The sequence below is a fragment of the Micromonospora sp. NPDC050495 genome (assembly GCF_040655175.1).
In the GTDB taxonomy this organism is placed as follows: domain Bacteria; phylum Actinomycetota; class Actinomycetes; order Mycobacteriales; family Micromonosporaceae; genus Micromonospora.
In genome coordinates, this window is sequence record NZ_JBFAJK010000014.1 from 1 (window position 1) to 23,580 (window position 23,580).

A 23,580-nucleotide genomic window follows, 5' to 3' on the forward strand; every position below is an offset into this window, starting at 1 on the left:
CCCGGCACCTGAGGTGCCGGGCGACGCCGTTGGTGCCGGGTCAGTCGTCGCGGTGGGCCGCCCACCAGGCCTGGCCGGACTCGGGCAGGGTGTCGATCGGGTCGTAGTAGGCGTAACGCTTGTTGAGCGCTTCGAGGTCGGCGGACTCGATCGAGGTGCGGTAGTTCTTGGTCCAGTAGGAGATGCCGCGGTCGCGGTCGTAGTCGGTGAGCATGTGCACCCAGCGCTTGCCGACGAACGGGACGTCGCAGACGATCCGCGGGGTGGCGTAGCCGGGCAGGTAGCCCATGATGTCGTGCTGGAGCTGCTGGGCGTGCCAGACGGGGACCCGCCAGTGCTCGGCGTTGGGGATCATGTCGCACATGTAGAAGTAGTACGGCAGGATGCCGGCCTCGCCCTGCAGCGCGAAGCAGAGGTCGAGCAGGTCGGCGCTGGTGGCGTTGACCCCGCGCATGAGCACGCCCTGGTTGCGTACGTCGCGGACGCCCACGTCGAGGGCCGTCTGGGCGGCCTTGGCGACCAGCGGGGTCAGCGACTGGGCGTGGTTGACGTGGGTGTGGATGGCCAGGTTGACGCCGCGGCGGGCGGCGGTGCGGGCGACGCGTTCGAGGCCCTCGACGACGTCGGGCTGGAGCCAGTGCTGCGGCAGGCCCATGAGGGCCTTGGTGGCGAGCCGGATGTCGCGGATGGTTTCGATCTCCAGCAGGCGCATCAGGTAGGACTCGAGGTTGCGCCACGGCACGTTGGCGACGTCGCCGCCGGAGACGACCACGTCGCGGACGCCGGGGTGGGCCTTGAGGTAGCTGATGTGGGCGTCGTAGCGGTCGACCGGCTTGAGGGAGAGTTTGAGCTTGTCGACCGCGGGGGTGGAGTTGCCGACGAGGTCCATCCGGGTGCAGTGGCCGCAGTACTGCGGGCAGGTGGAGAGCAGTTCGGCGAGGACCTTGGTGGGGTAGCGGTGGGTGAGGCCTTCGGCGACCCACATGTCGTGCTCGTGCAGGCTGTCGCGGCTGGCGTAGGGGTGGGAGGGCCAGTCGGTGCGCCGGTCGGAGGCGACGGGGATCATGTAGCGGCGGATCGGGTCGGCGAGGAAGGCCTCGGTGCTCATCGGCTGGTGCGGGACCATGGTGTTGAGCATCTGCGGCGGCACCAGCATGGACATGGTGGCCAGGGCCTTCTGGTCGGCCTCGAGGTCGGCGTAGAAGCGCTCGTCGACGGTGTCGCCGAGCACGGTGCGCAGCTGCTTGATGTTCTTGACGCAGTTGACCCGCTGCCACTGGGCGCTCTCCCACTGGTCCCGGGTGACGTGGCGCCAGCCGGGGAAGCGGGTCCAGTCGGGTTCGACCAGGGGGCTGCGGCGGTATTCGTACGGCTGCCCGGCGGTCGGAACGGCGACCGGGGCGTGACGGGGTTGAGGGATGGTCTCAACCGGTTGGGTCTGGGTCACGGCCCCTCCTGAGGTGCTGCGGATGATCAACGATCTCGAAGGCTACTGGAAAATATCCGGTGAAGAAATTAGTCTGCCGTAAGTTTTCCCGCGACGCGAGCCCAGACCGGGGTTTCGAGCGGCTGAACATAGGGGGTCGGCGTGACGTCACCGGTGGGTCTGCACCGAGTCGTGGAACCGGCGGGGGTGCTGCCGCAGGCGGCGTGGCGGCTGGACGCCTCCCCGCGGATCGCCGCCAACGAGGTGCGGATCCGGGTGGAGCGGCTGAACCTGGACGCGGCGAGCTTCCGGCAGCTGTCGGAGAAGCACGGCGGGGACGGGGAGAAGGTCCGCGCCGAGGTGCTGGAGATCATCTCGACCCGGGGGAAGATGCAGAACCCGGTGACCGGCTCCGGCGGCATGCTCATCGGCACCGTGGAGGAGGCCGGGAAGCGGTCCCCGCTGGGGCTTCGCCAGGGCGACCGGGTAGCCACCCTGGTGTCGCTGACGCTGACCCCGCTGACGATCCTGGACGGGTTGGCGGCCTGGGACGGGCGCAGCGAGCAGGTGCCGTGCGACGGGTACGCGATCCTGTTCGCCCGGTCGATCGCCGCGGTGCTCCCGGACGACCTGCACCCGGAGCTGTCGCTGGCGGTGCTCGACGTGTGCGGGGCGCCCGCGCTGACCGCCCGGGTGGTCGCCGAGCAGGTGGCGCGGCGCCGCCGCGAGGGGGACGCCCGGCCGGTGAGCGTGGCGGTGATCGGCGGCGCCGGCAAGAGCGGCTCGCTGTCGCTGGCCGCCGCGCGGCGGGCCGGCGCCAGCCGTACGGTCGGGGTGGTGCCGGTGGCGGCGGAGCGTGACGCGCTGGAGGCGGCCGGCCTGGCGGATGTGGTGGCGCTGGCCGACGCGCGGGATCCGGTGGGGTTGTCCACGGCGGTGACCGGGGCGCTGAACGCCCCCGCGGACGTCACGGTGGTCTGCGTGGACGTGCCGGGCTGCGAGCACGGGGCGGTGCTCGCCACCGAGGACGGCGGCACGGTGATCTTCTTCTCGATGGCGACGAGTTTCGCGGCGGCCGCGTTGGGTGCGGAGGGTCTGGCGGCGGACGTGACGATGCTGGTCGGCAACGGGTACGTGCCGGGGCACGCCGCCCTGGCGCTGGACCTGCTGCGCGGCGAGCCGGGGGTGCGTCGGCTGTTCGAGGCCCGGCTGGCGGCAGACTGAGCGTCATGACGAATCCCTCGACCCTGTACCGCGGCGGAGTGCTGCACTGTCCGGCCGACCCGAGCGCGACGGCGTTGCTGGTGCGTGACGGGCGGATCGCCTGGTTGGGCGCCGACGCCGACGCGCCGGCCGCCGATCGGGTGGTGGAGCTGGGCGGGGCGCTGGTGACGCCGGCGTTCGTGGACGCGCACGTGCACGCCACGGACACCGGGTTGGCCCTGTCGGGGCTGGACCTGTCGGCGGTGCGGTCCGCGGCCGAGCTGCTGGAGGCGGTGGCGGCGTTCGCGGCCGGCCTGCCGTCGGACGCGGTGGTGTTGGGACACGGCTGGGACGAGTCGTCCTGGCCGCAGCCGGCGCTGCCTGACGCGGCCGCGTTGGACCGGGCGGCGGGGGGCCGACGGGTGTACCTGTCGCAGGCGTCGATCCACTCGGCGCTGGTGTCGGCGGCGTTGTTGGCGGCCTGTCCGGACGCGGCGGGCGCCGCCGGCTACGACCCGTCGGGCTGGCTGCGCCGCGAGGCCCACCACGTGGTGCGGGCGGCGGCGTTGGGCTCGGTGACCACGGCGCAGCGGGTGGCCGCCCAGCGCGCCGCGCTGCGGCACGCGGCGGCGTTGGGCATCGCGGCGGTGCACGAGTGCGGCGGCCCGGGTACCTCCGACGAGAGCGACTTCACCGGCCTGTTGGCGATCTCCGGCGACGGCGTGCCCGAGGTGTACGGGTACTGGGGTGAGCTGCTGGGTGCGGCGAAGGCCCGGGAGTTGGGCGCGGTCGGTGCCGGCGGTGACCTGTACGCCGACGGGGCGTTGGGTTCCCGCACGGCGCACGTGTCGGCGGCCTACCTGGACGGAGAGCCCGGGGCCTGCGGGCACGGCTACGTCAGCGCCGAGCAGGTGCGTGACCACCTGCTGGACTGCGCGGCTCATGGGCTGCAGGGCGGTTTCCACGCGATCGGTGACGCGGCCATCGGCACGGTGCTCGACGGGTTCGCGCAGGCCGCGCGGACGGTGGGTGTGGACCGGCTGCGGGCGGCCCGGCACCGGGTGGAGCACGCGGAGATCATGAGCAAGCCGCTCATCGCCGGGTTCGTGGAGTACGGGATCGTGGCGTCGATGCAGCCGGCGTTCGACCGGCTGTGGGGCGGGGCTGGGCGGATGTACGAGTCGCGGTTGGGGTTGGCGCGGTCGTTGGAGTCCAACCCGATGGGGGCGATGCACGCGGTGGGGGTGGCGTTGGCGTTCGGGTCGGACTCGCCGGTGACGCCGTTGGATCCGTGGGGGTCGGTGCGGGCGGCGGTGGCGCATCACAGTCCGGCGCAGCGGATGACGGTGCGGTCGGCGTTCGCGGCGCACACCCGGGGCGGGTGGCGGGCCGTGCACCTGGACAACGAGGGGGTGCTCGCGCTGGGCGCGCCGGCGACGTTCGCGGTGTGGGACACCCCGGCGGGGGTGGAGCGGGGTCTGCCGGTGTTGCAGGCCGAGGATCCGGAGGCGCGGGGGGCGGACGATCCGACGCCGCTGCCGGTGTGCCGGGCCACGGTGTTGCGCGGTGACGTGATCTATCAGGAAGGCGTTTCGTGAGCGAGCGGGCGAGCGGACGATCGGCACGGGGTGGCGCCGGCACGGCGTCGCCGAGCGGAGCGAGGGTGACGGCGTGACGGGCAAGCTTGGGTTGGATCCGGCGCTGGTGGCGCGGGCGCGGGAGTTGGCGCGCCGCGCCGGGCAGCCGGTGGTGGATCTGGCGCGCAGCCACACCACGGTGTCGGTGGAGCGGGCGGTGCTGCGGCTGGCCGGGGTGAGCGGCGCCGACCCCGACGGCATCCCGTGGGTGAACCGGCTCGTCGACGCGGTCGTGGCCGACGTCGGTCTCGGGCACGGGGTGGCCGCGCCGGTGTTCGACGCTCTGGCTCGGGAGCAGATCGGCGACGTGACGTTGTTGGCGCAGAAGGCGGCCGCCGGGTCGGTGCGGTTCGCCCAGCCCACCGGCAGGGCGGCCACCGCGGCCCGCCGGGCGGCCCGGAGGGCGGTCGGCGCGGGGGTGCGGCAGGTCGACCGGCGCCGCGCCGAGCGGGACCGGTTGGTGAAGCGGTACGGGGATCCGAAGCAGCGGCCGTGGATCTACCTGATCGTGGCGACGGGCGACATCTATGAGGACATTCCGCAGGCGCAGGCCGCTGCCCGGGCCGGGGCGGATGTCATCGCGGTGATCCGGTCCACGGGGCAGTCGTTGCTGGACTACGTGCCGGAGGGGGCGACCCGGGAGGGTTTCGCGGGCACGTACGCGACGCAGGAGAACTTCCGGTTGATGCGGGCGGCGTTGGACGTGTCGTCGAAGGAGTTGGGCCGGTACGTGCGGTTGACGAATTACGCGTCGGGGTTGTGCATGCCGGAGATGGCCACGCTGGCGGGGCTGGAGCGGCTGGACATGATGCTCAACGACTCGATGTACGGGATCCTGTTCCGCGACATCAACCCGATCCGCACGTTCGTGGACCAGCGGTTCTCGCGGCAGGTGCACGCGCGGGCGGGGATCATCATCAACACCGGTGAGGACAACTACCTGACCACCGCGGACGCGGTGGACGAGGCGCACACGGTGACGGTGTCGCAGCTGCTCAACGAGTATTTCGCGCACGAGGCGGGGTTGGCGGACTGGCAGTTGGGGTTGGGGCACGCATTCGAGATCAACCCGGATCTGCCGGAGTCGTTCCGGTTGGAGTTGGCGCACGCGTTGCTGGCGCGGGAGTTGTTCCCGGACGCGCCGTTGAAGTGGATGCCGCCGACGAAGCACATGACCGGGGACGTGTTCCGGGGCAACCTGCTCGACGGGTTCTTCAATCTGGTGGGCGCCATGACCGGGCAGGGCATCCTGCTGGTGGGGATGATGACCGAGGCGGTGGTGACGCCGTGGCTGTCGGACCGGGACATCGCGTTGCAGAACGTGCGGTACGTGTTGGGCGCGGCCGGGGGGTTGCACGAGGACTTCGTGCCGGCGCCGGGCGGGTTCATCCAGCAGCGGGCGCACCGGGTGCTGGGTGAGGCGGTGGACCTGTTGGCGCGCATCGGGGACCAGTCGTTGCTGACGGCGATCGCCGAGGGGACCTTCGGGATCATGAAGCGGCCCGCGGATCGGGGCAAGGGCCTCGACGGTGTCGCGCGGCACGAGGCCGACTACTACAACCCGGCCACGGAGATCCTGGAAGGGGACCGGGCGTGACGGCGTCGGGGGAGAAGAAGATCGTCCGGCCGTACGGGGACACCACCGGTGACGGCATGGTGCAGGTGTCGTTCACGCTGCCGGTGCCGTTGGACAAGCGCGCCGAGGGCGCGGCGGTGCAGTTGGCCAACAAGATGGGCATCGACCCGGCGATGCTGGTGCACGGCAAGCAGATGGGTGACGGGTTCAGCTTCTTCGTGGTCTACGGCCGGGTGAATCACCTGGTGGACCTGTCGGCGGTGCAGGTGGTGGAGCGGGACTTTCCGCTGCTGTCGGCCAAGGAGGTCAACGCGGTGGTGAAGCAGCGGCTGCGGCGCAAGTTGTCGGTGGTGGGGGCGTGCATCGGCACCGACGCGCACACCGTCGGCATCGACGCGATCCTCAACGTCAAGGGCATCGCCGGGGAGAAGGGCCTGGAGTACTACCGGGAGTTGAAGGTGACGAACCTGGGCGCGCAGGTGAGTGTGCCGGAGTTGGTGGAGGCGGCGCGGCGGGAGCGGGCCGACGCGGTGCTGGTGTCGCAGGTGGTGACCCAGCGCGACGCGCACCTGCACAACACCCGGGAGATGTCGGCGGCGTTCCGGGAGGCGATGCCGGCCGGGCGGCGGCCCCTGCTGATCGTGGGTGGGCCGCGTTTCGACGAGTCGATGACCGGGGAGCTGGGGGTGGACCGGATCTTCGGTCGGGGCACCACGCCGGGTGAGGTGGCGTCGTATCTGGTCCATGCGCTGATCACGGAGAAGAAGGCGGGAGCATGAGCGACGCGCGGCTGGGTGTGACGGTCACCCATCGACGGTATGTGCCGTACTCGCACGCCCACTACGCGGGCAACCTGGTCGACGGGGCGTACGCGTTGGGTCTGTTCGGGGATGTGGCCACGGAGGTGTGTATCCGTACCGACGGCGACGAGGGGTTGTTCGCCTCCTATTCGGACGTGCAGTTCCGGGCGCCGATGAAGGCCGGGGACGTGCTGGAGGTGGTGGCCACGGTCACCCGGGTCGGCACGCGTAGCCGCACCCTGGACTTCGAGGCGCGGGTGGTGTGCCGGGGCCGACCGGAGCGGGGTGAGTCGGCCGCGGAGGTACTGGCGGAGCCGGTCGTGGCGGTCACCGCGACCGGCACGGTGGTCGTGCCGCCGGCGGCGTGAACGTCGCGGTCTGCGCCGACGTCGGGTCGACGTACACCAAGGCCGCGGTGGTGGACCTCGACGGCGGCCGGCTGGTCGCGGCGGCGTCGGCGCCGACGACGGTGGGCAGCGACGTGCTGCACGGCCTGGACGCCGCCGTCGCGGCGGCCACCGCCGGGCTGGGTGTGCGCGACGTGCCGTGGTACGTCTGCTCGTCGGCGGGCGGCGGTCTGCGCCTGGCGGTGGTGGGCTACGAGCCGCTGGTCACCGCGCAGGCGGGCCGGCGGGTGGGCCTGTCGGCGGGGGCGAACGTGGTGCATGTGGCCGGTGGGCGGCTCGGGCGGGCCGAGCTGGCCGCGCTGCGCGCCGCCCGCCCGGACGTGGTGCTGCTGGTCGGGGGCACCGACGGCGGTGACGCGGAGACGCTGACGCACAACGCCACCCGGTTGGCCCGGGCCCGGTTCCGGGTGCCGGTGGTGCTCGCCGGCAACGCCGACGCCCGCGACGGGCTGCAGGCCGTGCTCGCGGCGGCGGGGGTGCCGGTCACGGTCGCGGACAACGTGTTGCCCCGCATCGGGGTGCTGGCCCCGGCGCCGGCCCGGGCGGCGATCCGGGAGGTGTTCCTGCGGCACGTCATCGGCGGCAAGAAGCTGTCCCGGGGTGCACGGTTCGCCCGCCTGGTGCGGGCCGCCACCCCGGACGCGGTGCTCACCGGGGTGGAGGTGCTGGCCGACGCGCTCGGCGGTGACCTGGCCGTGGTGGACGTCGGTGGGGCGACCACCGACGTGTACTCGGTGCTGACCCCCGACGAGCGGGACAGCGGCCCCGGCCAGGAGGTGGCGGGCACGCTGTGGCGGGCCCGCACCGTGGAGGGCGATCTCGGCATGCGGTGGAGCGCCCCCGGGGTGGTCCGCGCCGCCGCCGAGGAGCGCCTGCTGGCGCCGGGGGAGCAGGACGGGTTGGCGGCCGCGGCGGCGGTGCGGGCCGCGGATCCGGCGTTCCTGCCCGCCGACGCGGCCGAGCGGGCCGCGGAGCGGCGCATCGCCGCGCTGGCCGCGACGGTGGCGCTGCGCCGGCACGCCCGGGGCGTCGCCACCGGGGAACGCGCCGGTCGGGACCTGCGGGACGTGCGGCTGATGGTGGGTTCGGGTGGGGTGCTGCGGCACGCCGACCCGGGGGATGCCGCCGGTGTGCTGGGCGCGGTGCTCGCCGACCACGCCGGCGGGTGGCCGCTGCCGCGCGCCGCCCGCCCGGTCGTCGACGTCGACTACGTGCTGGCCGCCGGGGGGCTGCTCGCGGCGGATCATCCGGGGGCGGCGGCGGCGTTGTTGCGCCGTCACCTCGGCGGCTGAGCCGCCGGCGCGGCCACGCATCGAGACGCGCCGACGCGACACGCCGTGGTGCAACACACGACAGGCCCGGGTGGGTTGACAGCGGCGGGGGTCGACGCCGTACCGTCCTTGAGTCCTACTACGGGAAGCGGCTGTTGTTCGCTTCGTCCCTTCGCCTGCTGGCCGAGTGACCGGAAGGTTGCGGCGGCCAGGTCCAGCGGGCGGGGGTCGGCGGGGCGGCGCGGACCGGCCGCGGTTACCGGTGTACGGGCAGGATGAGCGGCACGGCCAGTAGACAACGGCCAGGCGGGGGCAGCCAGTCCACGTCGGGTCGGTCCGAAGGTCGCGGTCGCTTTTCCTCGCCCCACCGGCCGGGAAGGGCCTGGGAGCATCGGGGCGCGGCGCGAGCCGCGCCCCGATTTCCGTTCCGGCCCGTTGTTGCGCGCGCTGCCCCGGCCGGCACCGGGGTGACGGTCACGCCGGTGGGCCGGTGAGTTTGGCGGCCACGGCGTCGAGGACCCAGTCCAGACCGGTCGCGAAGGACGCGTCGGGGTCGACGTCCGTGCCGTCGTGCACGGCCTTGCTCAGGGTCGGGTAGCGGCCGGTGGCCAACATTCTCGTCACGTGCGGGCCGTGGGCGCGCTGCCAGTCGCGTTCGGACAGGCCGGTGGCCCGCTCGGCCCGCAGGTTCGCGATCTCGCGCCGGATCGCGCCGGTGAAGTAGGCGGCCACCGTCTCGACCGCGCGCAGCACGGTGTCGATGTCGGCCAGGCCGTCGAGGGCGGCCAGGGTGGCCTCGGTCACGGCGAGGCCGTGCGGGCCCAGGGCCGGGCGGCCGCCGAGCAGGTCGGCCAGCCAGTGGTGGCGCAGCGCGGCCTGCCGGGTGCGGTGGGCCAGCACGCACAGCGCCGCCCGCCAGTCACCGGGCTGCTCCTCGGGGAGGATCTCGGCCTGGACCTCGTCGAGCATGAGGTCGAACAACTCCTGCTTGGTGGCGATGTGGCCGTACAGGCGCATCGGGCCGGCGTGGAGCCGAGCGGCGACCTTGCGCACCGACACCGCCGCCAGGCCGCCCTCGTCGGCCAGCGCGACGGCGGCGGCGACGATCCGCTGCCGGTCCAGCGGCACGGGAGGAGCCGGCGGCTCCGGCCGGTCCCAGACAGTCACGGTCACCCCTCTTCTTGGCCGCACCCCAACCCAACCAATACAGTGTATCGGCATGAGACACCGTATCGCCGTGGTGGGTTGCGGCCCCGCCGGCCTCACCTTCGCCCGGGTCCTGCACCGCCACGGCCACCCCGTCACCGTCCTCGAACGCGACCACGCCCCCGACGCCCGCCCGCCGGGCGGCACCCTGGACCTGCACGAAGGCCTGGGCCAGCGGGCGCTGGACAAGGCCGGGCTGCTGGCCGCCTTCCAGGCGCTGGCGCGTCCCGAGGGGCAGGCCATGCGCATCCTGGACCCGGACGGGACCGTGCTGCGCGACTGGCGACCCGGCCCCGACGAGCGGGCCAATCCCGAAATCGACCGCGGGCAGCTGCGGGACCTGCTGCTCGGCCCCCTCGACGTCCAGTGGGGGCGGGCCGTCACGCGGGTCGTGCCGGGAACACCGGACGGCGTCCTGGTCCACGTCGCCGACGGGCGAGCCGAGACGTTCGACCTGGTCGTCGGCGCGGACGGCGCCTGGTCCCGGATCCGCCCGGCGGTCTCCCCGGCGACCCCGCACTACACCGGCGTCACCTCCGTCGAGACCTCCCTCGACGACGTCGACACCCGCCACCCGGAGCTGGCCCGGTTGATCGGCGACGGTTCGGTGGCCGTGTACGGGGTGAACCGGTCGCTGGTCGCCCAGCGCAACAGCGGCGGCCACGTCAAGGTGTACGCCCGGTTCCGCGCGCCGCTGGACTGGCACACCGACCTGGACCTGGCCGACGTCGAGGCCGTGCGGTCGCACCTGACGGCGCTGTTCCCCGGCTGGGCCGCGCCCGCCCTCGACCTGCTGCGCCACGGCACCGCGTTCGCGCACCGGCCCCTCTACGTCCTGCCCGTGGGCCACACCTGGCCGCACGTGCCCGGGGTGACGCTGCTGGGCGACGCCGCCCATCTGATGCCCCCACTGGGGGTGGGCGCGAACCTGGCGATGCTGGAGGGCGCCGAACTCGCCGAGGCCATCGCCGCCGGCCCCGCGGACCTCGACGAGGTGGTGCGCGCCTTCGAGGAACAGATGTGCGCGCGGGCCGGCAGGTGGGCGCAGCTCACGGCGGCCGGCCTGGAACGCCTGGTGAGCCCGGACCCCGCCGACGCCCTCGCCGTCTTCGACCAGGTCCAGCCGACCTGACCGGCCGGTTCGCGGGGATCGACCCGGCGGCGGCGCCGGGGCGAGTTGTGCGGTGGGCCCGGCACATCCGTTACCCTCATCCGCATCACCGGGGTCTCGATCCACAACGCGGTCGCCGGCCCCCGGTCAGTCGGCGACGAGAGGCAGAGAACAGCATGGCGGCGGTGTCAGGCCAGCGGCGGGCCGCCGCGGATCCGGCCGCTGCCCGGCACGGGGCGGAGGAGGATCTGCGGGCCCTGTTCGGGCAGTCCACCGCCGTGTTCGCGTCGCTGACCGGGCCGACGCACCGGGTGGAGACCGCGAACCCGGCGTTCTTCGCCACGATCGGCGAGGAACGGGCCCGCACCGGAGTCGCCCTCGCCGAACTGATGCCCGAACTGTCCGACCAGGGCTTCATCGCGCTGCTCGACGAGGTCTACCGCACCGGCGAGCCCTACACCGGCCGCGACGTCCGGGTCGTGCTCGGCACCGGCCTGCGCGCCCGGGAGGCGTACTTCGACTTCACCTACGAGCCGCGCCGCGACGCCGACGGCACGGTCTCCGGGATCCGGGTGATCGGGGTGGAGACCACCCAGGTCAAGCAGGCCCAACGGCTGATGGCCGAGCACCGCGCCCTGGTCGAGCAGATCGCCCGGCAGGCGCCGCTGGCCGAGGTGCTCGACGGCATGGCCCGCTGCATCGAGAAGCTCGCCCCGCACCAGGTGCTCGTCTCGGTGCTGCTGGCCGACCCCGACGGCCGGCACCTGCGCCACGGCGCCGCGCCCAGCCTGCCCGACTTCTACAACGAGGCCATCGACGGCATCGCCACCGGCGAGGGCGTCGGCTCCTGCGGCACCGCGGCGCACCGCCGGGAACCGGTCATCGTCACCGACATCGCCACCGACCCGTTCTGGGACGACTTCCGGGACCTCGCCCAGCAGGCCGGGGTGGCGGCCTGCTGGTCGACGCCGATCCTGGCCCGCGACGGCAGCCTGCTGGGCACCTTCGCCATGTACCACCGCACCCCCCGGGTACCGCAGGACGCGGACCTCGCCCTCGCCCGGGTCTTCGCCGGCACCGCGGCGCTGGCCATCGAACGCCACCACATCGAACAGGCGAAGGCGGCCGCCGACGCCCGGGCCCGAGCCGCCCACGACGAACTGGCCAGGGTGGTACGCGCCGAGCGGGAGTTGCGCGCCGAGGCCGAGCAGCGGGCCGCCGCCGCCGCGGAACTCACCGCGCGGATGCGCGCCGCCGCCGCCGCGCAGGCCGCCCGGCCCCGCCCCGAGCAGTGTCAGCTCGGCGGCGCCGCCGGCTGCACCGCACCGGCCGAAATCAAGATCGCCGACTCGTGGGGCGACTCGGCGTGGGGCTGCCCCATCCACGTCGAGGAAGCCATCATCAACGTGCGGTCGGCGTTCATCGCCAACGAGGACCTCGGCGGCCTCGGCGCCTACCTCAACCGCTGACCCGCACCCGCAACCCGCCGCCGCGTCAGCCCTCGCGCGCCCGGACCCGCCGCCGCGCCCGTCAGCGACCGTGGCGGCCCACCCACCGGCGGCCCGCGCGGCACCCGCCCAGGCCCCCCACCAGCCCACCGCGGGCGGACGCGCCGACCGGCCGGGTAGCCTTCGGCGCGTGATCGTGGTGAGGTGCCGGTGACGACGCTCGACCGGGAACAGCCCCGTGCCACCGCCGGGGCACGCGACGGCGCGGACCCGCGCCCGCTGCCGCTGGCCGCGGCCCTGCCGATGGCCCTCGCGGCCGGCGTGGCGCTGCTGGCCGCGTTCCCCCCGTACGGCAGGTGGGCGCTCGCGCCGGTCGGGGTGGCGCTGCTGGCCGCCGCGACGCACCGGCGGCGGCTGCGCGCCGGCGCCGGGCTGGGTTTCCTGGCCGGGGTGACGCTGTTCGCGCCACTGCTGGAGTGGACCAACCTGCACACCGGCTACCTGCCGTGGCTGCTGTTGTCGCTGTTGCAGGCGGGCTACCTGGCGCTGCTAGGCGCGGCCGGGGCCTGGGTGTCGCCGCTGGCCGACCGGTGGCGGTGGGGCTGGCCGGCGCTGACCGGGCTGCTCTGGGTGGGGCAGGAGGCGCTGCGCGACCGCACCCCGTTCGGCGGCTTCCCGTGGGGGCGGCTGGCGTTCAGCCAGGACACCTCCCCGCTGCTGCGGCTGGCCGCCCTGGGCGGCGCCCCGCTGGTCACCTTCGCCGTGGCGTTCACCGGTGGGCTGCTGCTCACCGCCGCCTGGCGGGACTGGCGGCGCCCCGCCGGGCAGTGGCGGCCGGTGGCCGCCCTGGCCGCCGCGCTCGCCGCGCTGCTGGCCGCCGCCGGCGGCGTGCCCACCGGGGTCCGCGGCGGCGGCGACACCGTCACCGTGGCCATCGTGCAGGGCAACGTGCCCCGCCTGGGGCTGGACTTCAACGCCCAGCGGCAGGCGGTGCTCAACAACCACGTCGACGCCACCCTGAAACTGGCCGCCGAGGTCACCGCCGGCACCCGGGCCCGCCCCGACCTGGTGGTGTGGCCGGAGAACTCCAGCGACATCGACCCGCTGCGCAACCCCGACGCCGGGGCGCGGATCTCCCAGGCCGCCGACGCGGTCGGCGCGCCGATCCTGGTCGGCGCGGTGCTGCTCGGACCCGGCGCGGGGCAGGTCCGCAACGCCGGCCTGCTGTGGCGCCCCGGCACCGGCGCCGACCTGGACCAGCTCTACACCAAACGCCACCCGGTGCCGTTCGCCGAGTACATCCCGCTGCGCAGGATCGCCCGGATGGTCAGCGCCGAGGTCGACCGGGTCCGCTCCGACTTCGTCCCCGGGGAGCGCGCCGGGGTCCTGGACGCCGGCGCGGTCACCCTCGGTGACGTGATCTGCTTCGAGGTCGCCTACGACGGCCTGGTCCGGGACACCGTCACCGGCGGCGGGCAACTGCTCGTGGTGCAGACCAACAACGCCACCTTCGACGTGGCGGAGGCCCGCCAGCAACTGGCCATGGTGCGGTTGCGTGCCGTCGAGCACGGCCGGGCCGCCCTGATGGCCTCCACGGTCGGGGTGTCCGGGTTCGTTTCCCCCGACGGGCGGGTAGACGGGGCGACCGGGTTCAACACCGCCGAGGTGGTGGTGCGGCAGATGCGGCTCGGTGACGGTTCCACCCCGGCCACCCGGGCGGGGGTGTGGCCGGAGGTGGCCCTCGCGGCGCTCGCCGTCGCGGCCCTGGCCGGCGCGGCCGTGCTGCGCCGCCGCCGGGAGGTCGCCCCCGGGTAGGACGACGGTGCCGGTACGCCGGCGGGGAGGCGGTACGACGGTGGGCGTGGCAGCCGACAGGCGGACGGCCGGCCATCCCGGGGTGGGACGGGTGCTGGTGGTCGTCCCCACCTACAACGAGGCCGACAACGTCAGCCGGATCGTGACGCGGATCCGGGCGGCGGCCCCGGCGGTGGACATCCTCGTCGCCGACGACAACAGCCCGGACGGCACCGGCGCGATCGCCGACGCGCTGGCCGGCGGCGACCCGCAGGTGCACGTGCTGCACCGCCAGGGCAAGGAAGGGCTGGGCGCGGCGTACCTGGCCGGGTTCGCCTGGGCCCGCCGGCGCGGCTACGACGCCGTGGTGGAGATGGACGCCGACGGCTCGCACGCCCCGGAGGACCTGCCGGCGCTGCTGGCGGCCGCCCGTAACGCCGACGTGGTGATCGGTTCGCGGTGGACCCGGGGCGCGCGGGTGGTGAACTGGCCGCTGCGGCGGCTGCTGCTGTCGCGCTGCGGCAACCTGTACGCGCGGCTGGCGCTGGGCATGCCGGTCTCCGACGCCACCGGCGGCTACCGGGTGTACCGGTCGAGCGCGCTGGACGCCATCGACCTGGCGTCGGTGCGCTCCCAGGGGTACGCGTTCCAGGTGGAACTGTCCCGGCTGGCGCACCGGGCCGGGGCGCGCATCGTCGAGGTGCCGATCACCTTCGCCGAGCGGGAGCACGGCGACAGCAAGATGAGCCCGCTGATCGTGGCCGAGGCGCTGTGGCGGATCACCAGTTGGGCGCTGCGGGACCGGCGGGTCGTGGCGCGGCGCCGTCCCGCCGCGCTGGCCCGGTGGCCGTGACCCGCCGGCGTGTCATGCTGGAGGGGCGTGAGGACACCGCCGGCTGATGAGGTGAGATGCGCCGAGGACTGAGGTACGTACCACCGGCCCTGCTGCTGCTCGCGGTGCTGGAGTTGACCGTGTTCATCCTGGTGGGCCGGGCGGTGGGTTTCGGCGCCGCGGTGCTGCTGGTGTTCGCGGCGTCGCTGCTGGGCCTGGTGCTGCTGCGTCGCGAGGGGATGCGGGCGTGGCAGGGCTTCCGGGCCGCCGTGGAGTCCCGGCAGCCGCCCGGCCAGCAGGTCACCGACGGTCTGGTGGGCCTGGTCGGTGCGCTGCTGCTGGCGCTGCCCGGCCTGGTCAGCGGCGTGGTGGGGCTGCTGTTGCTGGTGCCGCCGCTGCGCCGGCTGGCCCGGGGCGGGGCGCAACGCGCCGCGGAGCGCCGGGTGTCGTCGGTGGTCGCCGGTGACCTGTTCGGCCCGCGCCGGGTGCGGGTGCGCCGCAGCGCCCCGCCGTCGGACGCCGGGTCGCCGCCGCCGGCGGCGGGGCAGCCGGGCGGTGCGGTGCCGGGCGTGGCGCAGCCGGTGGAGCCGGGCCGGGCCATCGAGGGCGAGATCATCGAGCCCGGCCGGTCCTGACACCGGTGCGGACATGACGAAACGCCCCCGGGGGATCCCCGGGGGCGTTTCGGTTGACCGGTGCGCTCAGGCGCGGCCGCGGCGGGTGCGAACCTCCTGCAACCGCTCGGCCAGGATGTCTTCCAGTTCGGCGATCGAACGCCGCTCCAGCAGCATGTCCCAGTGGGTACGCGGCGGCTTGGCCTTCTTCTGCTCCGGCTCGCTGCCGTCGACCAGTCGGGCGACGCTGCCGTCGAACTTGCACTCCCAGGTCGTCGGGACCTCGGCGTCGACGGCGAACGGCACCTCGAACTGGTGGCCCTTGGCGCAGAGGTACTCGCGGGTCTGACGCGGCGCGAGCTCCGTGTTGCGGTCGGATTCGTAGCTGACCGCGCCCAGGCGGCTCCCGCGCAGCATGCGCTCGCCCATGATCGACTTCCCCTCGCTCGTGGTGCTGGTCTTCTCGGTGTAACGGTCCGTCTCCGCCGGGCCATTCCCGCCCCCGCGGGCAAGGCCCGCGCGGGTCGGAACCCTGCAAGGGTAGCCGGACAGAACGGCGGCCCGGCGGGCTCGTCCCCGGCCGGGCGAATAGGTGGAGTGATTCGACTGCCAACGGGGATGTTAACCGCCTGGACGGGTGCGGAGGTGACGATGAGCAGTGACGCGCCGCTCGAGGCCCGACCGCCCGGGGGAAAGACCTTCTTCGGCCACCCCCGGGCGCTGTCGACCTTGTTCCTCACCGAGATGTGGGAGCGGTTCAGCTTCTACGGGATGCGGGCCATCCTGGTGCTGTATCTGACCGCGTCGGTCGCCGACGAGGGCCTGGGGATCAGCGAATCCACCGCCAACGCCGTCTACGGCACCTACAACGCGATGGTGTACCTGATGGCGCTGCCCGGCGGCTGGATCGCCGACCGGCTGCTGGGGGCCCGGCGCAGCGTGCTCTGGGGCGGCGTGGTCATCGCCGCCGGCCACTACGTGATGGCCGTGCCCACCGGGTGGAGCGTGTTCGCCGGCATGGCGCTGATCGTGCTCGGCACCGGCCTGCTCAAGCCGAACATCTCGACCATGGTCGGCGACCTGTACGACCGGGACTCCCCGCGCCGCGACGCCGGCTTCTCGATCTTCTACATGGGCATCAACCTGGGTGCGTTCATCGCCCCGCTGATCACCGGCTTCCTCGGCGAGAAGATCAACTGGCATCTGGGCTTCGGCGCGGCCGCCATCGGGATGACCTTCGGCGTGCTCCAGTACGTGCTGGGCCGGCGCAACCTCGGCGACGCCGGCGCCCGGCCGGCCGACCCGCTGCTCGGCGCGGACCGGCGGCGGGCGCTGACCCGCATCGCGGTGGTCACCGTCGCGGTGCTGGTCGTCCTCGCCGTGCTCGCGCTGATCGGGCTGTTCACCGTCGACACCGTGGTCAACCTGCTCACCCTGGTCACCGTGCTGGTGACCATCGCGTACTTCGCCCGGATCCTGACCGACCGGGAGATCAGCAGGACCGAGCGCAGCCGGATGAAGGCGTACCTGTGGCTGTTCGTCTTCGCCGCCGCGTTCTGGCTGATCTACGACCAGGCCGGATCGGTGCTGAACATCTTCGCCGCGGACCGGACCGACCGGAACGTGAGCGGCTTCACCTTCCCGGCCTCGTGGCTGCAGTCGGTCAACCCCATCCTGATCATCATCGGCGCGCCGCTGGCCGCCTGGCTCTGGCTCAAGCTCGGCCACCGGGTGTCCACGCCGATGAAGTTCGCCGTCGGTCTGGTGCTCAACGGCCTGTCGTTCGTGCTCATGGCCGCCGCCGCGCAGGCCGCCGTCGGCGGCGACCTGGTCTCCCCGTGGTGGCTGGTCGCCGTCTACGCCATCCAGGTCGCCGGCGAGCTGTCGCTGAGCCCGGTCGGCCTGTCCGCCACCACCAAGCTGGCCCCGGTCAAGTACGCCAGCCAGATGCTGGGCCTGTGGTTCCTGGCCACCGCCGTCGGCGACGCGATCGGTGGACAGGTGGCCCGGCTGGCGCAGAGCTGGTCCGAGCCGACGTACTTCCTGACCTTCGGGCTGGCGTCGGTGGTGCTGGGGCTGGCCGCGGTGATGTTCACCCGGCAGATCCGCGGCCTGATGGCCGGCATCCACTGACCGGTCCGGCCATCAGGCGGCCGGGGTCGGCGGCAGCGGCAGCGGCAGGCCGGGCAGCCCGTCGATGCTGCTCGCCACGTGCTCCTTGCCGGCGAAGTAGGCGCTCAGCGACGCGTCGTCCTCCCGGGCGAAGCGCCGCCCGTGCAGGTCCCGGTCGGCCTGGTAGGTCATCAGCGGCACCGCGTACCCGCAGGTGTCGCGGATCAGCTCGGCGCGCACCAGGATGATCGCCCGCAGGCCGTGCTCGCTCGGGTCGATGGCGAAGTGTGGCAGCAGCGCCGGCCAGCGGGGATCGTCGCGGAACACCGGCTCGCCGCGCCCGTGCACCCGCACGATGTTCGGTGGGCCGTCGAACGCGCACCACATCAGCGTGATCCGGCCGTTCTCCCGCAGGTGCGCGATGGTCTCGGCGTTGCTGCCGGCGAAGTCCAGGTAGCCGACGGTGTGCTCGTCGAGGACCGCGAAGCAGCCGCGCAGGCCCTTGGGGGAGAGGTTGACCGTGCCGTCGCCGGCGAGCGGGGCGGTGGCGGTGAAGAACATCGGCTGCGCCTCGATGAAGGTACGCAGCCGGCCGTCGATACGCTCATACGTCTTGCCCACGCCTTGATCATCCTCCGGGATCGGCTGCTGGCGCTGCCCCGTCCCAGGTAGTGGCCGGTGCCAGGACACCTGCTCAACCGGGTGGACGAGTAGGTTCTGGTGCATGCAGGACGCACCACGCGCCATGATCGCCGACCAGCCCGCTGATCTCACCGCAGCCGTCCCGCCCGTACGGGTCTTCGTCGCCGGTGCGACCGGTGTGCTCGGCTCCCGCATTCTGCCCCTGCTCACGCGGGCCGGACACACCGTCGCCGGGATGACCCGCACCCCCGGGAAGGCCGAGCTGGTACGGTCCCTCGGCGCCGAACCGGTCGTGTGCGATGTGTACGACGCCGGTGCGCTCACGTCCGCCGTCGACAGGTTCCAGCCCGACCTGCTGCTGCACGAGCTCACGGATCTGCCCGACACCGCCGCGGAGTTGCCGGCCCGACGCGCCGGCAACGCCCGTATCCGGGTCGAGGGGACGCGCAATCTCATCGACGCGGCGATCGCGAGCGGGTGTTCCCGGCTTCTCGCCCAGAGCATCGCCTGGGCGCTACCGCCCGGCGACGGCGCCGCCGCCGTGCAAACCCTGGAGGACGCCGTCCTCGGTTTCGGCGGGGTCGTGTTGCGCTACGGCCAGTTCTACGGCCCCGGCACCTTCTACCCCGACTCGGCACCGGACGCCCCGCGCGTTCACGTCGCCGCCGCCGCCGCACGCACCGTCGCGGCGCTCAACCAGCCGAGCGGCATCATCACGATCGTCGACCACGAGCACCGCAGTCCCTCGGGTTGAGCCGTCGACGGCAGGACCGCAGCCATCCCGTCGGCGGGCCGAGGCGGTGGCCCTGCCGATGCCCGGCCACCGGCCGGCCTACGCGGGCCCGCTGGGGTGGGAGCCGAGCCGGGCCAGGGCGGTGGCCAGATCGCTGACCTGGTCGGCGAGCTGCGCGGCCCGCCGCGCAGCGGCGTCGCGGTCGGCTTCGGCGGCGCTCAGCCGTACCGTCAGCTCGGCCAGCCGGGCCTCGACGGTGGCGGCGGCCTGCCGCGCGGCGGCCAGGTCGGCGGCGAGCGCGTCCCGCTCAGCGGCGCGTGCCGCCAGCTCCTCGCGGGTGGCGGCGACGGCGGCGACCGCGGCCGCGCGGTCGGCCTCGGCCCGGTCCCGCGCGGTGCGGGCCTCCGCGCCGGCCCGCCGGGCCTCGGCGGCCTCCGCGCGGGCCTGCTCGGCCGCCGTCCGGGCGGCCTCGGCGTGGTCGCGGGCCCGGCCGGCCTCGGCCCGCCACCGCTCGGCGCGCTCCACGGCCTCGGCGGCCGAGCGGGTGGCCCGTTCGGCGTCGCCGCGGGCGGCGTCCCGCTCGGCGGTCAGGTCGGCGGCGCGCCGGCGCTCGCCCTCCAGTTCCGCCCGCACGGTACGCAGCTCGTGGCGGGCCGCGTCGCGGTCCCGCTCGGCCTGCGCCCGCAGCGCCTGCGCGGCACCGGCCTCGCCGCGGGCCTCGTCCCGGGCGGCCTCGGCGCGGGCCGCCCGCTCGACGGCCGCGGTGGCCGACGTGTCGGCGCGCTCGGCCCGCTCGACGGCGGCGTCGCGCTCGGCGCGGGCCGTCTGGGCGTCCTGCCGGGTCCGGGCGGCGCTCGCGGCGGCGTCCTCGGCGTCGCGGCGGGCCTCGTCGCGTTCGGTGTGCGCGGCGGCGACCTGGGCGGCGGTCTCGGCGCGGACCTCGGCGAGCTGCCGCTCCACGCCGGCGGGGGAGAGCTCGGCGTGCAGCGCCTCGGTGAGCGTCGCCACGATCTGGTCGAGCCGGTCCACCGCCTCCCAGGTGCGGGCCACCTGCCCGGGCAGGCCCGGGGCGTTGCGGTGGCGCATCCGCGAGTTGCGCGAGGCCCGCTGGCAGGCGCCGTCGTTGTCCCGGCAGTAGCGGAACGGCCGGCCGGCGCCGGGGCGCTGCGGCACCTCCCGTCCGCAGTGGGCGCAGGGACGGGTCTCGGGGGCGGGCTGGTCGTCCATCGGCGGCGAAGTCTAGTTGTCCCGGGCCGTCGCGGCGGTGCGGGTGTCGCCCGGTCAGCCGGCGGCCGCCGCGCCGGAGTCGGCGTGTGGCGCCCGGTCGGCGTCGGCGCGGGCCGCCGAGTCCAGTGTGTAGCGGCGTTGCAGCAGCACCGCCAGCACCATCAGCGCGGCGGGCAGCAGGCCGAAGCCGTACCGGATGGCGGCCAGCGCGGCCGGCGACTGGGTCACCGTCTGCCCGGCGGTGGAGGCGACGAACCCGCCGGCGGCCAGGCAGAGCGCGTAGGCGTACGCGCCGAGGGCGCCGCCGGTCGCGTCGACGGCCGTCCACACCCCGGTGTACGTGCCGGCCCGGTCGCCGCCGGCGGCCCGGATCACGTCGGGCAGCATCGAGAACGGCAGCAGTTGCATGCCGGCGAAGGCCACCCCGAGCACCGCCACCACGGCGACCAGCACGGGCAGCCCGGCCGGCCGGCCGACGGCGAGCACCAGCGAGCCGACCGCGAAGACCGACTGCGCGGCCAGCAACGCCCGCTGCTTGCCGATCCGGCCGGCCACCACGAGCCAGGCGGGGGTGACCAGCAGCGCGGGCGCCAGGAACGCGGCCATCAGCACCGTGGTCAGGGTCGGGCGGCCCAGCTCGTACTCGGCGTAGTAGGGCGTGCCGGCGAGCACCAGGTGGGTGGTGGTGGTCATGGCCAGGTAGGCGGCGACCAGCCAGCGGAACTGCCGGTCGCGCAGGCTCGCCGCCAGCGCCGGCCAGCCGCCGGGCGCGTGCGGGGCGGTCGGGGCCGCGGCGGTGCGCCGCAGCCGACCGATCCCGCCGACGCCGACCAGCATGGCGACCAGCATCCCGGCCGCCAGCACCACCCCCATCCGCAGGTAGCCGGCGCGGCTGGCGGTGTCCCCGCCGGTCAGCAGCGGCGCCAGCAGCCCGGAGGCGAGGATGCCGACGGTGAGCACCACCATCCGGAAGGCCATCAGCCGGGTGCGCTCGTGGTAGCCGATCCGCAGGTCCGCCGGGGTGGCCAGATAGGGCACCTGGTAGGCGGCGAACAGCAGGTTGCCGGCGATGAACAGCACCGCCACCCAGGCTGCGGCGGGCGCGCCGGTGAGGCCGCCGGGCACCGCGAAGAGCGCGGCGAAGGCCAGCGGCAGGGCGCAGCCGGCCAGCAGCAGGCGTCGCCGGTGGCCGCGGCGGGCCTGCTCGACGTCGCAGCGGTGCCCGATCCACGGGTGCAGCAGCACGTCGGCGATCTTGGGCAGCAGCAGGGTCAGCCCGGCCAGCCACGGGGCCACCCCGAGGATGTCGGTGAGGAAGTAGAGCAGCAGCAGGCCGGGCACGGTGAGCCAGACGCCCATGCCGAGCGAGCCGGTGGCGAAGCCGGCGAGCGGCCCGCGGGGCAGGGTCGCGGCGGCGTGCCGCTGGTCGAGCCCGGTCATGTCGGTGTCCTCCCCGGGCGCACGCCCCACCCAATCCAACGGATGATGGATTGTAGGGGGAACAATGGCGGGATGACCATGCCCCGACGGCGGCCGGGCCGGCCGCGCCGCGACGACCAGCGACCCACCCGCGACCTGGTGCTCGCCGCCGCCACCGCGCTCTTCGCCGAGCGCGGCTTCGACGCGGTCAGCCTGCGCGACGTCGCCGCGGCGGCGGGCGTCGACGTGGCCACGGTCGCCCACCACACCGGTACGAAGGGGCAGCTCTACGACGCCTGCTTCGCCCGCGTGTTCGCCGCCGAGCGGCAGGTCGTCGAGGCCGCCGGCGAGCGGGCCCGGGCCGCCCTGACCGCCGGGCCGGCCCGGGCGCTGCGGGCCCTGCACGACCTGGTCGACGTGTTCGTGGACTTCCTGGAGGACCGGCCGGAGACCACCGCGCTGTGGCTGCGCCGCTGGCTGGAGCCGCAGCGGCACGCCGAGCTGGACCAGCGCTACGCCGAGCCGCTCTACACGCTGGTCGAGCGGTTGCTGGCCGCGGCGGCGGCCGGCGGCGCGCTGGTCGAGCCCACCCCGCACGTCACGGTGCGCAGCCTGGTCTGGGCGGTGCACGGGCACGTGGTGGCGCTCGCCGCCGGCGGTGGCTCCGGGGCCCGGGAGCGGCGGGAGTTCCGGGCGTTCGTGCACCGCCTCCTCGACGGGCTGTACCCGCCGGCCACCCCTTGACGCCGGTCGCCGCGCCGGGGATTATCCATCAGGCGTTGGATTAAGGAGGCGGGCATGACGGCAGCACCCACGGTCGCGGTGGTCGGCGCCGGCGCGGCCGGGCTGGCCACCCTCAAGGCGCTCGCCGACGCCGGGGTGCCGGCCGTCGCGTTCGACAGCGCCGACACCGTCGGCGGCCTCTGGGTGTACGGCGCACCCGAATCGCCCGCGTACCGGACGCTGCACCTGAACACCAGCCGGGGCCGCACCGAGTTCGCCGACCACCCGATGCCCGGGCACTGGCCCGACTACCCCGACCACCGCCGGGTCGCCGGCTACCTGGCCGACTACGCCGACCGGTTCGGGCTGCGCGACGCGGTGCGGCTGCGGCACACCGTGCACCGGGTCGAGCGGGTCGACGGCGGCTGGACCGTGCACGCCACCGGACCGGACGGGCCGGTCCGCGTCGACGTGCCGGCCGTGGTGGTGGCCAACGGGCACAACCGGGTGCCCCGGCTGCCGGCGGCGTACCCGGGCGAGTGCACCGCCGAGCAACTGCACAGCCACGACTACCGGGGACCCGAACAGCTCGCCGGGCGGCGGGTGCTGGTCGTCGGCGGCGGCAACTCCGCCATGGACATCGCCGTGGACGCCTCGTACGCGGCCACCCGCACCCTGCTGTCGCTGCGCCGCGGCGTCTGGGTGGTGCCCAAGTACCTGCTGGGCCGCCCCTCGGACACCCTCAACGGGGCGCTGGCCCGCCGGCTGCCCTGGCGGGTGCGCCAGCGGATCAGCCAGGCGATGATCACCGCGACGGTGGGCCGACCCGGCCGGTACGGGCTGCCCGACCCCGCCCACGGCTTCCTCCAGGACCACCCGACCCTCTCCGACGGGCTGCTGTCCCGGCTCACCCACGGTGACGTCGAGGCCCGCCCCGGCATCGCCCGCTTCGCCGACAACCAGGTCGAGTTCACCGACGGGCGCACCGACGAGATCGACCTGGTGGTCTGGTGCACCGGCTACCGGGTGGAGATCCCCTTCCTCGCCCCCGAGCTGCTCGGCGACGGCGCCGACCGGCTGCCGCTGTACCGACACGTGTTCCACCTCGACGCCCCCGGCCTGGCCTTCGTCGGGTTGATGCAGTCCACCGGCTCGGCGTTCCCGCTGGTCGAGGCGCAGGCGCGGCTGGTCGCCGGGCGGCTCGCCGGCACCTGGACGCCACCGGACCGGGACCGGCAGGCGGCCGCCTGCCGCGCCGAACTGCGCGCCGCCACCGCCCGCTGGGGCCAGCGCCGCCCGCACATGCGGGTGGACTTCGACGCGTACCTGGCCGAGCTGGGGCGGGAACTGGCCGCCGGGCGCCGCCGGGCGCAGGTGCCGGCATGAGCGATCGCACCGA

The 23,580-nt window shown here is 74.6% G+C and carries 21 protein-coding genes; 15 read left to right on the top strand and 6 right to left on the bottom strand.

The window, feature by feature from the left end; genetic code table 11:
* Nucleotides 1-40 precede the first annotated feature (40 nt).
* Nucleotides 41-1,447 carry a lysine 2,3-aminomutase gene (locus tag AB0I11_RS16230; protein WP_357320098.1) on the bottom strand — a complete coding sequence of 469 codons (1,407 nt, stop codon included), beginning with the start codon at nt 1,445-1,447 and terminating at the stop codon, nt 41-43.
* Nucleotides 1,448-1,600: 153 nt separating this feature from the next.
* Between AB0I11_RS16230 and AB0I11_RS16235 the strand changes: the two genes are divergently transcribed.
* The 6 genes from AB0I11_RS16235 (at nt 1,601) to AB0I11_RS16260 (ending at nt 8,341) form a co-directional block, all read left to right on the top strand.
* Nucleotides 1,601-2,650, top strand: coding sequence for a zinc-binding alcohol dehydrogenase (locus AB0I11_RS16235; protein WP_357320460.1), 1,050 nt, complete (start codon nt 1,601-1,603; stop codon nt 2,648-2,650).
* 5 nt (nt 2,651-2,655) lie between these two features.
* Nucleotides 2,656-4,227 carry an amidohydrolase family protein gene (locus tag AB0I11_RS16240; RefSeq protein ID WP_357320101.1) on the top strand — a complete coding sequence of 524 codons (1,572 nt, stop codon included), beginning with the start codon at nt 2,656-2,658 and terminating at the stop codon, nt 4,225-4,227.
* A gap of 73 nt (nt 4,228-4,300) precedes the next feature.
* Nucleotides 4,301-5,863 carry a lysine 5,6-aminomutase subunit alpha gene (locus AB0I11_RS16245; protein WP_357320103.1) on the top strand — a complete coding sequence of 521 codons (1,563 nt, stop codon included), beginning with the start codon at nt 4,301-4,303 and terminating at the stop codon, nt 5,861-5,863.
* Complete coding sequence (locus tag AB0I11_RS16250) at nt 5,860-6,621, top strand: OAM dimerization domain-containing protein (protein WP_357320106.1); 762 nt, start codon at nt 5,860-5,862, stop codon at nt 6,619-6,621. The genes AB0I11_RS16245 and AB0I11_RS16250 overlap by 4 nt, the downstream gene beginning before the upstream one ends.
* Nucleotides 6,618-7,010 (top strand): hotdog domain-containing protein, encoded by a 393-nt coding sequence (locus tag AB0I11_RS16255; protein WP_046562813.1) that lies wholly within the window; start codon nt 6,618-6,620, stop codon nt 7,008-7,010. Before AB0I11_RS16250 ends, AB0I11_RS16255 begins: the two co-directional genes overlap by 4 nt.
* Complete coding sequence (locus tag AB0I11_RS16260) at nt 7,007-8,341, top strand: glutamate mutase L (protein WP_357320110.1); 1,335 nt, start codon at nt 7,007-7,009, stop codon at nt 8,339-8,341. Before AB0I11_RS16255 ends, AB0I11_RS16260 begins: the two co-directional genes overlap by 4 nt.
* A gap of 453 nt (nt 8,342-8,794) precedes the next feature.
* Here the strand turns inward: AB0I11_RS16260 and AB0I11_RS16265 are convergent, their stop codons facing one another.
* On the bottom strand, nt 8,795-9,493 hold the full coding sequence (locus AB0I11_RS16265) for a TetR/AcrR family transcriptional regulator (protein WP_357320113.1): 699 nt from the start codon (nt 9,491-9,493) through the stop codon (nt 8,795-8,797).
* Nucleotides 9,494-9,539: 46 nt separating this feature from the next.
* On the opposite strand from AB0I11_RS16265, the gene AB0I11_RS16270 reads away from it, so the two are divergent.
* The 5 genes from AB0I11_RS16270 to AB0I11_RS16290 all read left to right on the top strand — a co-directional run bounded on the left by AB0I11_RS16270 (nt 9,540) and on the right by AB0I11_RS16290 (nt 15,346).
* A complete protein-coding gene (locus tag AB0I11_RS16270; protein WP_357320116.1) occupies nt 9,540-10,658 on the top strand; it encodes an NAD(P)/FAD-dependent oxidoreductase in 1,119 nt (372 codons plus the stop codon).
* 155 nt (nt 10,659-10,813) lie between these two features.
* Nucleotides 10,814-12,106, top strand: a complete 1,293-nt coding sequence (locus AB0I11_RS16275; protein WP_357320119.1) for a GAF domain-containing protein — start codon at nt 10,814-10,816, stop codon at nt 12,104-12,106.
* 258 nt (nt 12,107-12,364) lie between these two features.
* Entirely contained in the window at nt 12,365-13,900 is a 1,536-nt protein-coding gene (lnt, locus tag AB0I11_RS16280) for an apolipoprotein N-acyltransferase (RefSeq protein ID WP_357320463.1), read from the top strand.
* Nucleotides 13,901-13,940: 40 nt separating this feature from the next.
* Nucleotides 13,941-14,732 (top strand): polyprenol monophosphomannose synthase, encoded by a 792-nt coding sequence (locus AB0I11_RS16285; RefSeq protein ID WP_357320122.1) that lies wholly within the window; start codon nt 13,941-13,943, stop codon nt 14,730-14,732.
* Nucleotides 14,733-14,788: 56 nt separating this feature from the next.
* Nucleotides 14,789-15,346, top strand: coding sequence for an FxsA family protein (locus tag AB0I11_RS16290; RefSeq protein WP_357320125.1), 558 nt, complete (start codon nt 14,789-14,791; stop codon nt 15,344-15,346).
* Between the two features lie 66 nt (nt 15,347-15,412).
* Here AB0I11_RS16290 and AB0I11_RS16295 read toward each other — a convergent pair whose 3' ends face one another.
* Entirely contained in the window at nt 15,413-15,754 is a 342-nt protein-coding gene (locus AB0I11_RS16295; protein ID WP_046564157.1) for an RNA polymerase-binding protein RbpA, read from the bottom strand.
* A 222-nt stretch (nt 15,755-15,976) separates the two neighbouring features.
* Here AB0I11_RS16295 and AB0I11_RS16300 point away from each other — a divergent pair, with 222 nt between their 5' ends.
* Nucleotides 15,977-17,458 carry a peptide MFS transporter gene (locus AB0I11_RS16300; protein ID WP_357320128.1) on the top strand — a complete coding sequence of 494 codons (1,482 nt, stop codon included), beginning with the start codon at nt 15,977-15,979 and terminating at the stop codon, nt 17,456-17,458.
* A gap of 12 nt (nt 17,459-17,470) precedes the next feature.
* Here the strand turns inward: AB0I11_RS16300 and AB0I11_RS16305 are convergent, their stop codons facing one another.
* Complete coding sequence (locus tag AB0I11_RS16305; RefSeq protein ID WP_357320131.1) at nt 17,471-18,058, bottom strand: pyridoxamine 5'-phosphate oxidase family protein; 588 nt, start codon at nt 18,056-18,058, stop codon at nt 17,471-17,473.
* 103 nt (nt 18,059-18,161) lie between these two features.
* Here AB0I11_RS16305 and AB0I11_RS16310 point away from each other — a divergent pair, with 103 nt between their 5' ends.
* Nucleotides 18,162-18,833: an NAD-dependent epimerase/dehydratase family protein gene (locus AB0I11_RS16310; protein ID WP_357320134.1), complete on the top strand. Its 672-nt coding sequence runs from the start codon at nt 18,162-18,164 to the stop codon at nt 18,831-18,833.
* 78 nt (nt 18,834-18,911) lie between these two features.
* On the opposite strand, the gene AB0I11_RS16315 is transcribed toward AB0I11_RS16310, so the two are convergent.
* Entirely contained in the window at nt 18,912-20,039 is a 1,128-nt protein-coding gene (locus tag AB0I11_RS16315) for a hypothetical protein (RefSeq protein WP_357320137.1), read from the bottom strand.
* Between the two features lie 54 nt (nt 20,040-20,093).
* The gene (locus AB0I11_RS16320; protein ID WP_357320140.1) at nt 20,094-21,479 is read right to left on the bottom strand and encodes an MFS transporter; all 1,386 of its coding nucleotides are present in this window, start codon (nt 21,477-21,479) and stop codon (nt 20,094-20,096) included.
* A 78-nt stretch (nt 21,480-21,557) separates the two neighbouring features.
* On the opposite strand from AB0I11_RS16320, the gene AB0I11_RS16325 reads away from it, so the two are divergent.
* Entirely contained in the window at nt 21,558-22,202 is a 645-nt protein-coding gene (locus AB0I11_RS16325) for a TetR/AcrR family transcriptional regulator (RefSeq protein WP_357320466.1), read from the top strand.
* Nucleotides 22,203-22,256: 54 nt separating this feature from the next.
* Nucleotides 22,257-23,567, top strand: a complete 1,311-nt coding sequence (locus tag AB0I11_RS16330; RefSeq protein WP_357320143.1) for an NAD(P)-binding domain-containing protein — start codon at nt 22,257-22,259, stop codon at nt 23,565-23,567.
* Nucleotides 23,568-23,580: the final 13 nt, after the last annotated feature.

Bases quoted from the DNA above. Each gene is read 5' to 3' on its own strand.
- AB0I11_RS16320 (WP_357320140.1), bottom strand. From the start codon at position 21,479: ATGACCGGGCTCGACCAGCGGCACGCCGCCGCGACCCTGCCCCGCGGG.
- AB0I11_RS16290 (WP_357320125.1), top strand. From the start codon at position 14,789: ATGCGCCGAGGACTGAGGTACGTACCACCGGCCCTGCTGCTGCTCGCG.
- AB0I11_RS16300 (WP_357320128.1), top strand. From the start codon at position 15,977: ATGAGCAGTGACGCGCCGCTCGAGGCCCGACCGCCCGGGGGAAAGACC.
- AB0I11_RS16270 (WP_357320116.1), top strand. From the start codon at position 9,540: ATGAGACACCGTATCGCCGTGGTGGGTTGCGGCCCCGCCGGCCTCACC.
- AB0I11_RS16325 (WP_357320466.1), top strand. From the start codon at position 21,558: ATGCCCCGACGGCGGCCGGGCCGGCCGCGCCGCGACGACCAGCGACCC.
- AB0I11_RS16295 (WP_046564157.1), bottom strand. From the start codon at position 15,754: ATGGGCGAGCGCATGCTGCGCGGGAGCCGCCTGGGCGCGGTCAGCTAC.
- AB0I11_RS16315 (WP_357320137.1), bottom strand. From the start codon at position 20,039: ATGGACGACCAGCCCGCCCCCGAGACCCGTCCCTGCGCCCACTGCGGA.
- AB0I11_RS16240 (WP_357320101.1), top strand. From the start codon at position 2,656: ATGACGAATCCCTCGACCCTGTACCGCGGCGGAGTGCTGCACTGTCCG.
- AB0I11_RS16255 (WP_046562813.1), top strand. From the start codon at position 6,618: ATGAGCGACGCGCGGCTGGGTGTGACGGTCACCCATCGACGGTATGTG.
- AB0I11_RS16275 (WP_357320119.1), top strand. From the start codon at position 10,814: ATGGCGGCGGTGTCAGGCCAGCGGCGGGCCGCCGCGGATCCGGCCGCT.
- AB0I11_RS16310 (WP_357320134.1), top strand. From the start codon at position 18,162: ATGCAGGACGCACCACGCGCCATGATCGCCGACCAGCCCGCTGATCTC.
- AB0I11_RS16330 (WP_357320143.1), top strand. From the start codon at position 22,257: ATGACGGCAGCACCCACGGTCGCGGTGGTCGGCGCCGGCGCGGCCGGG.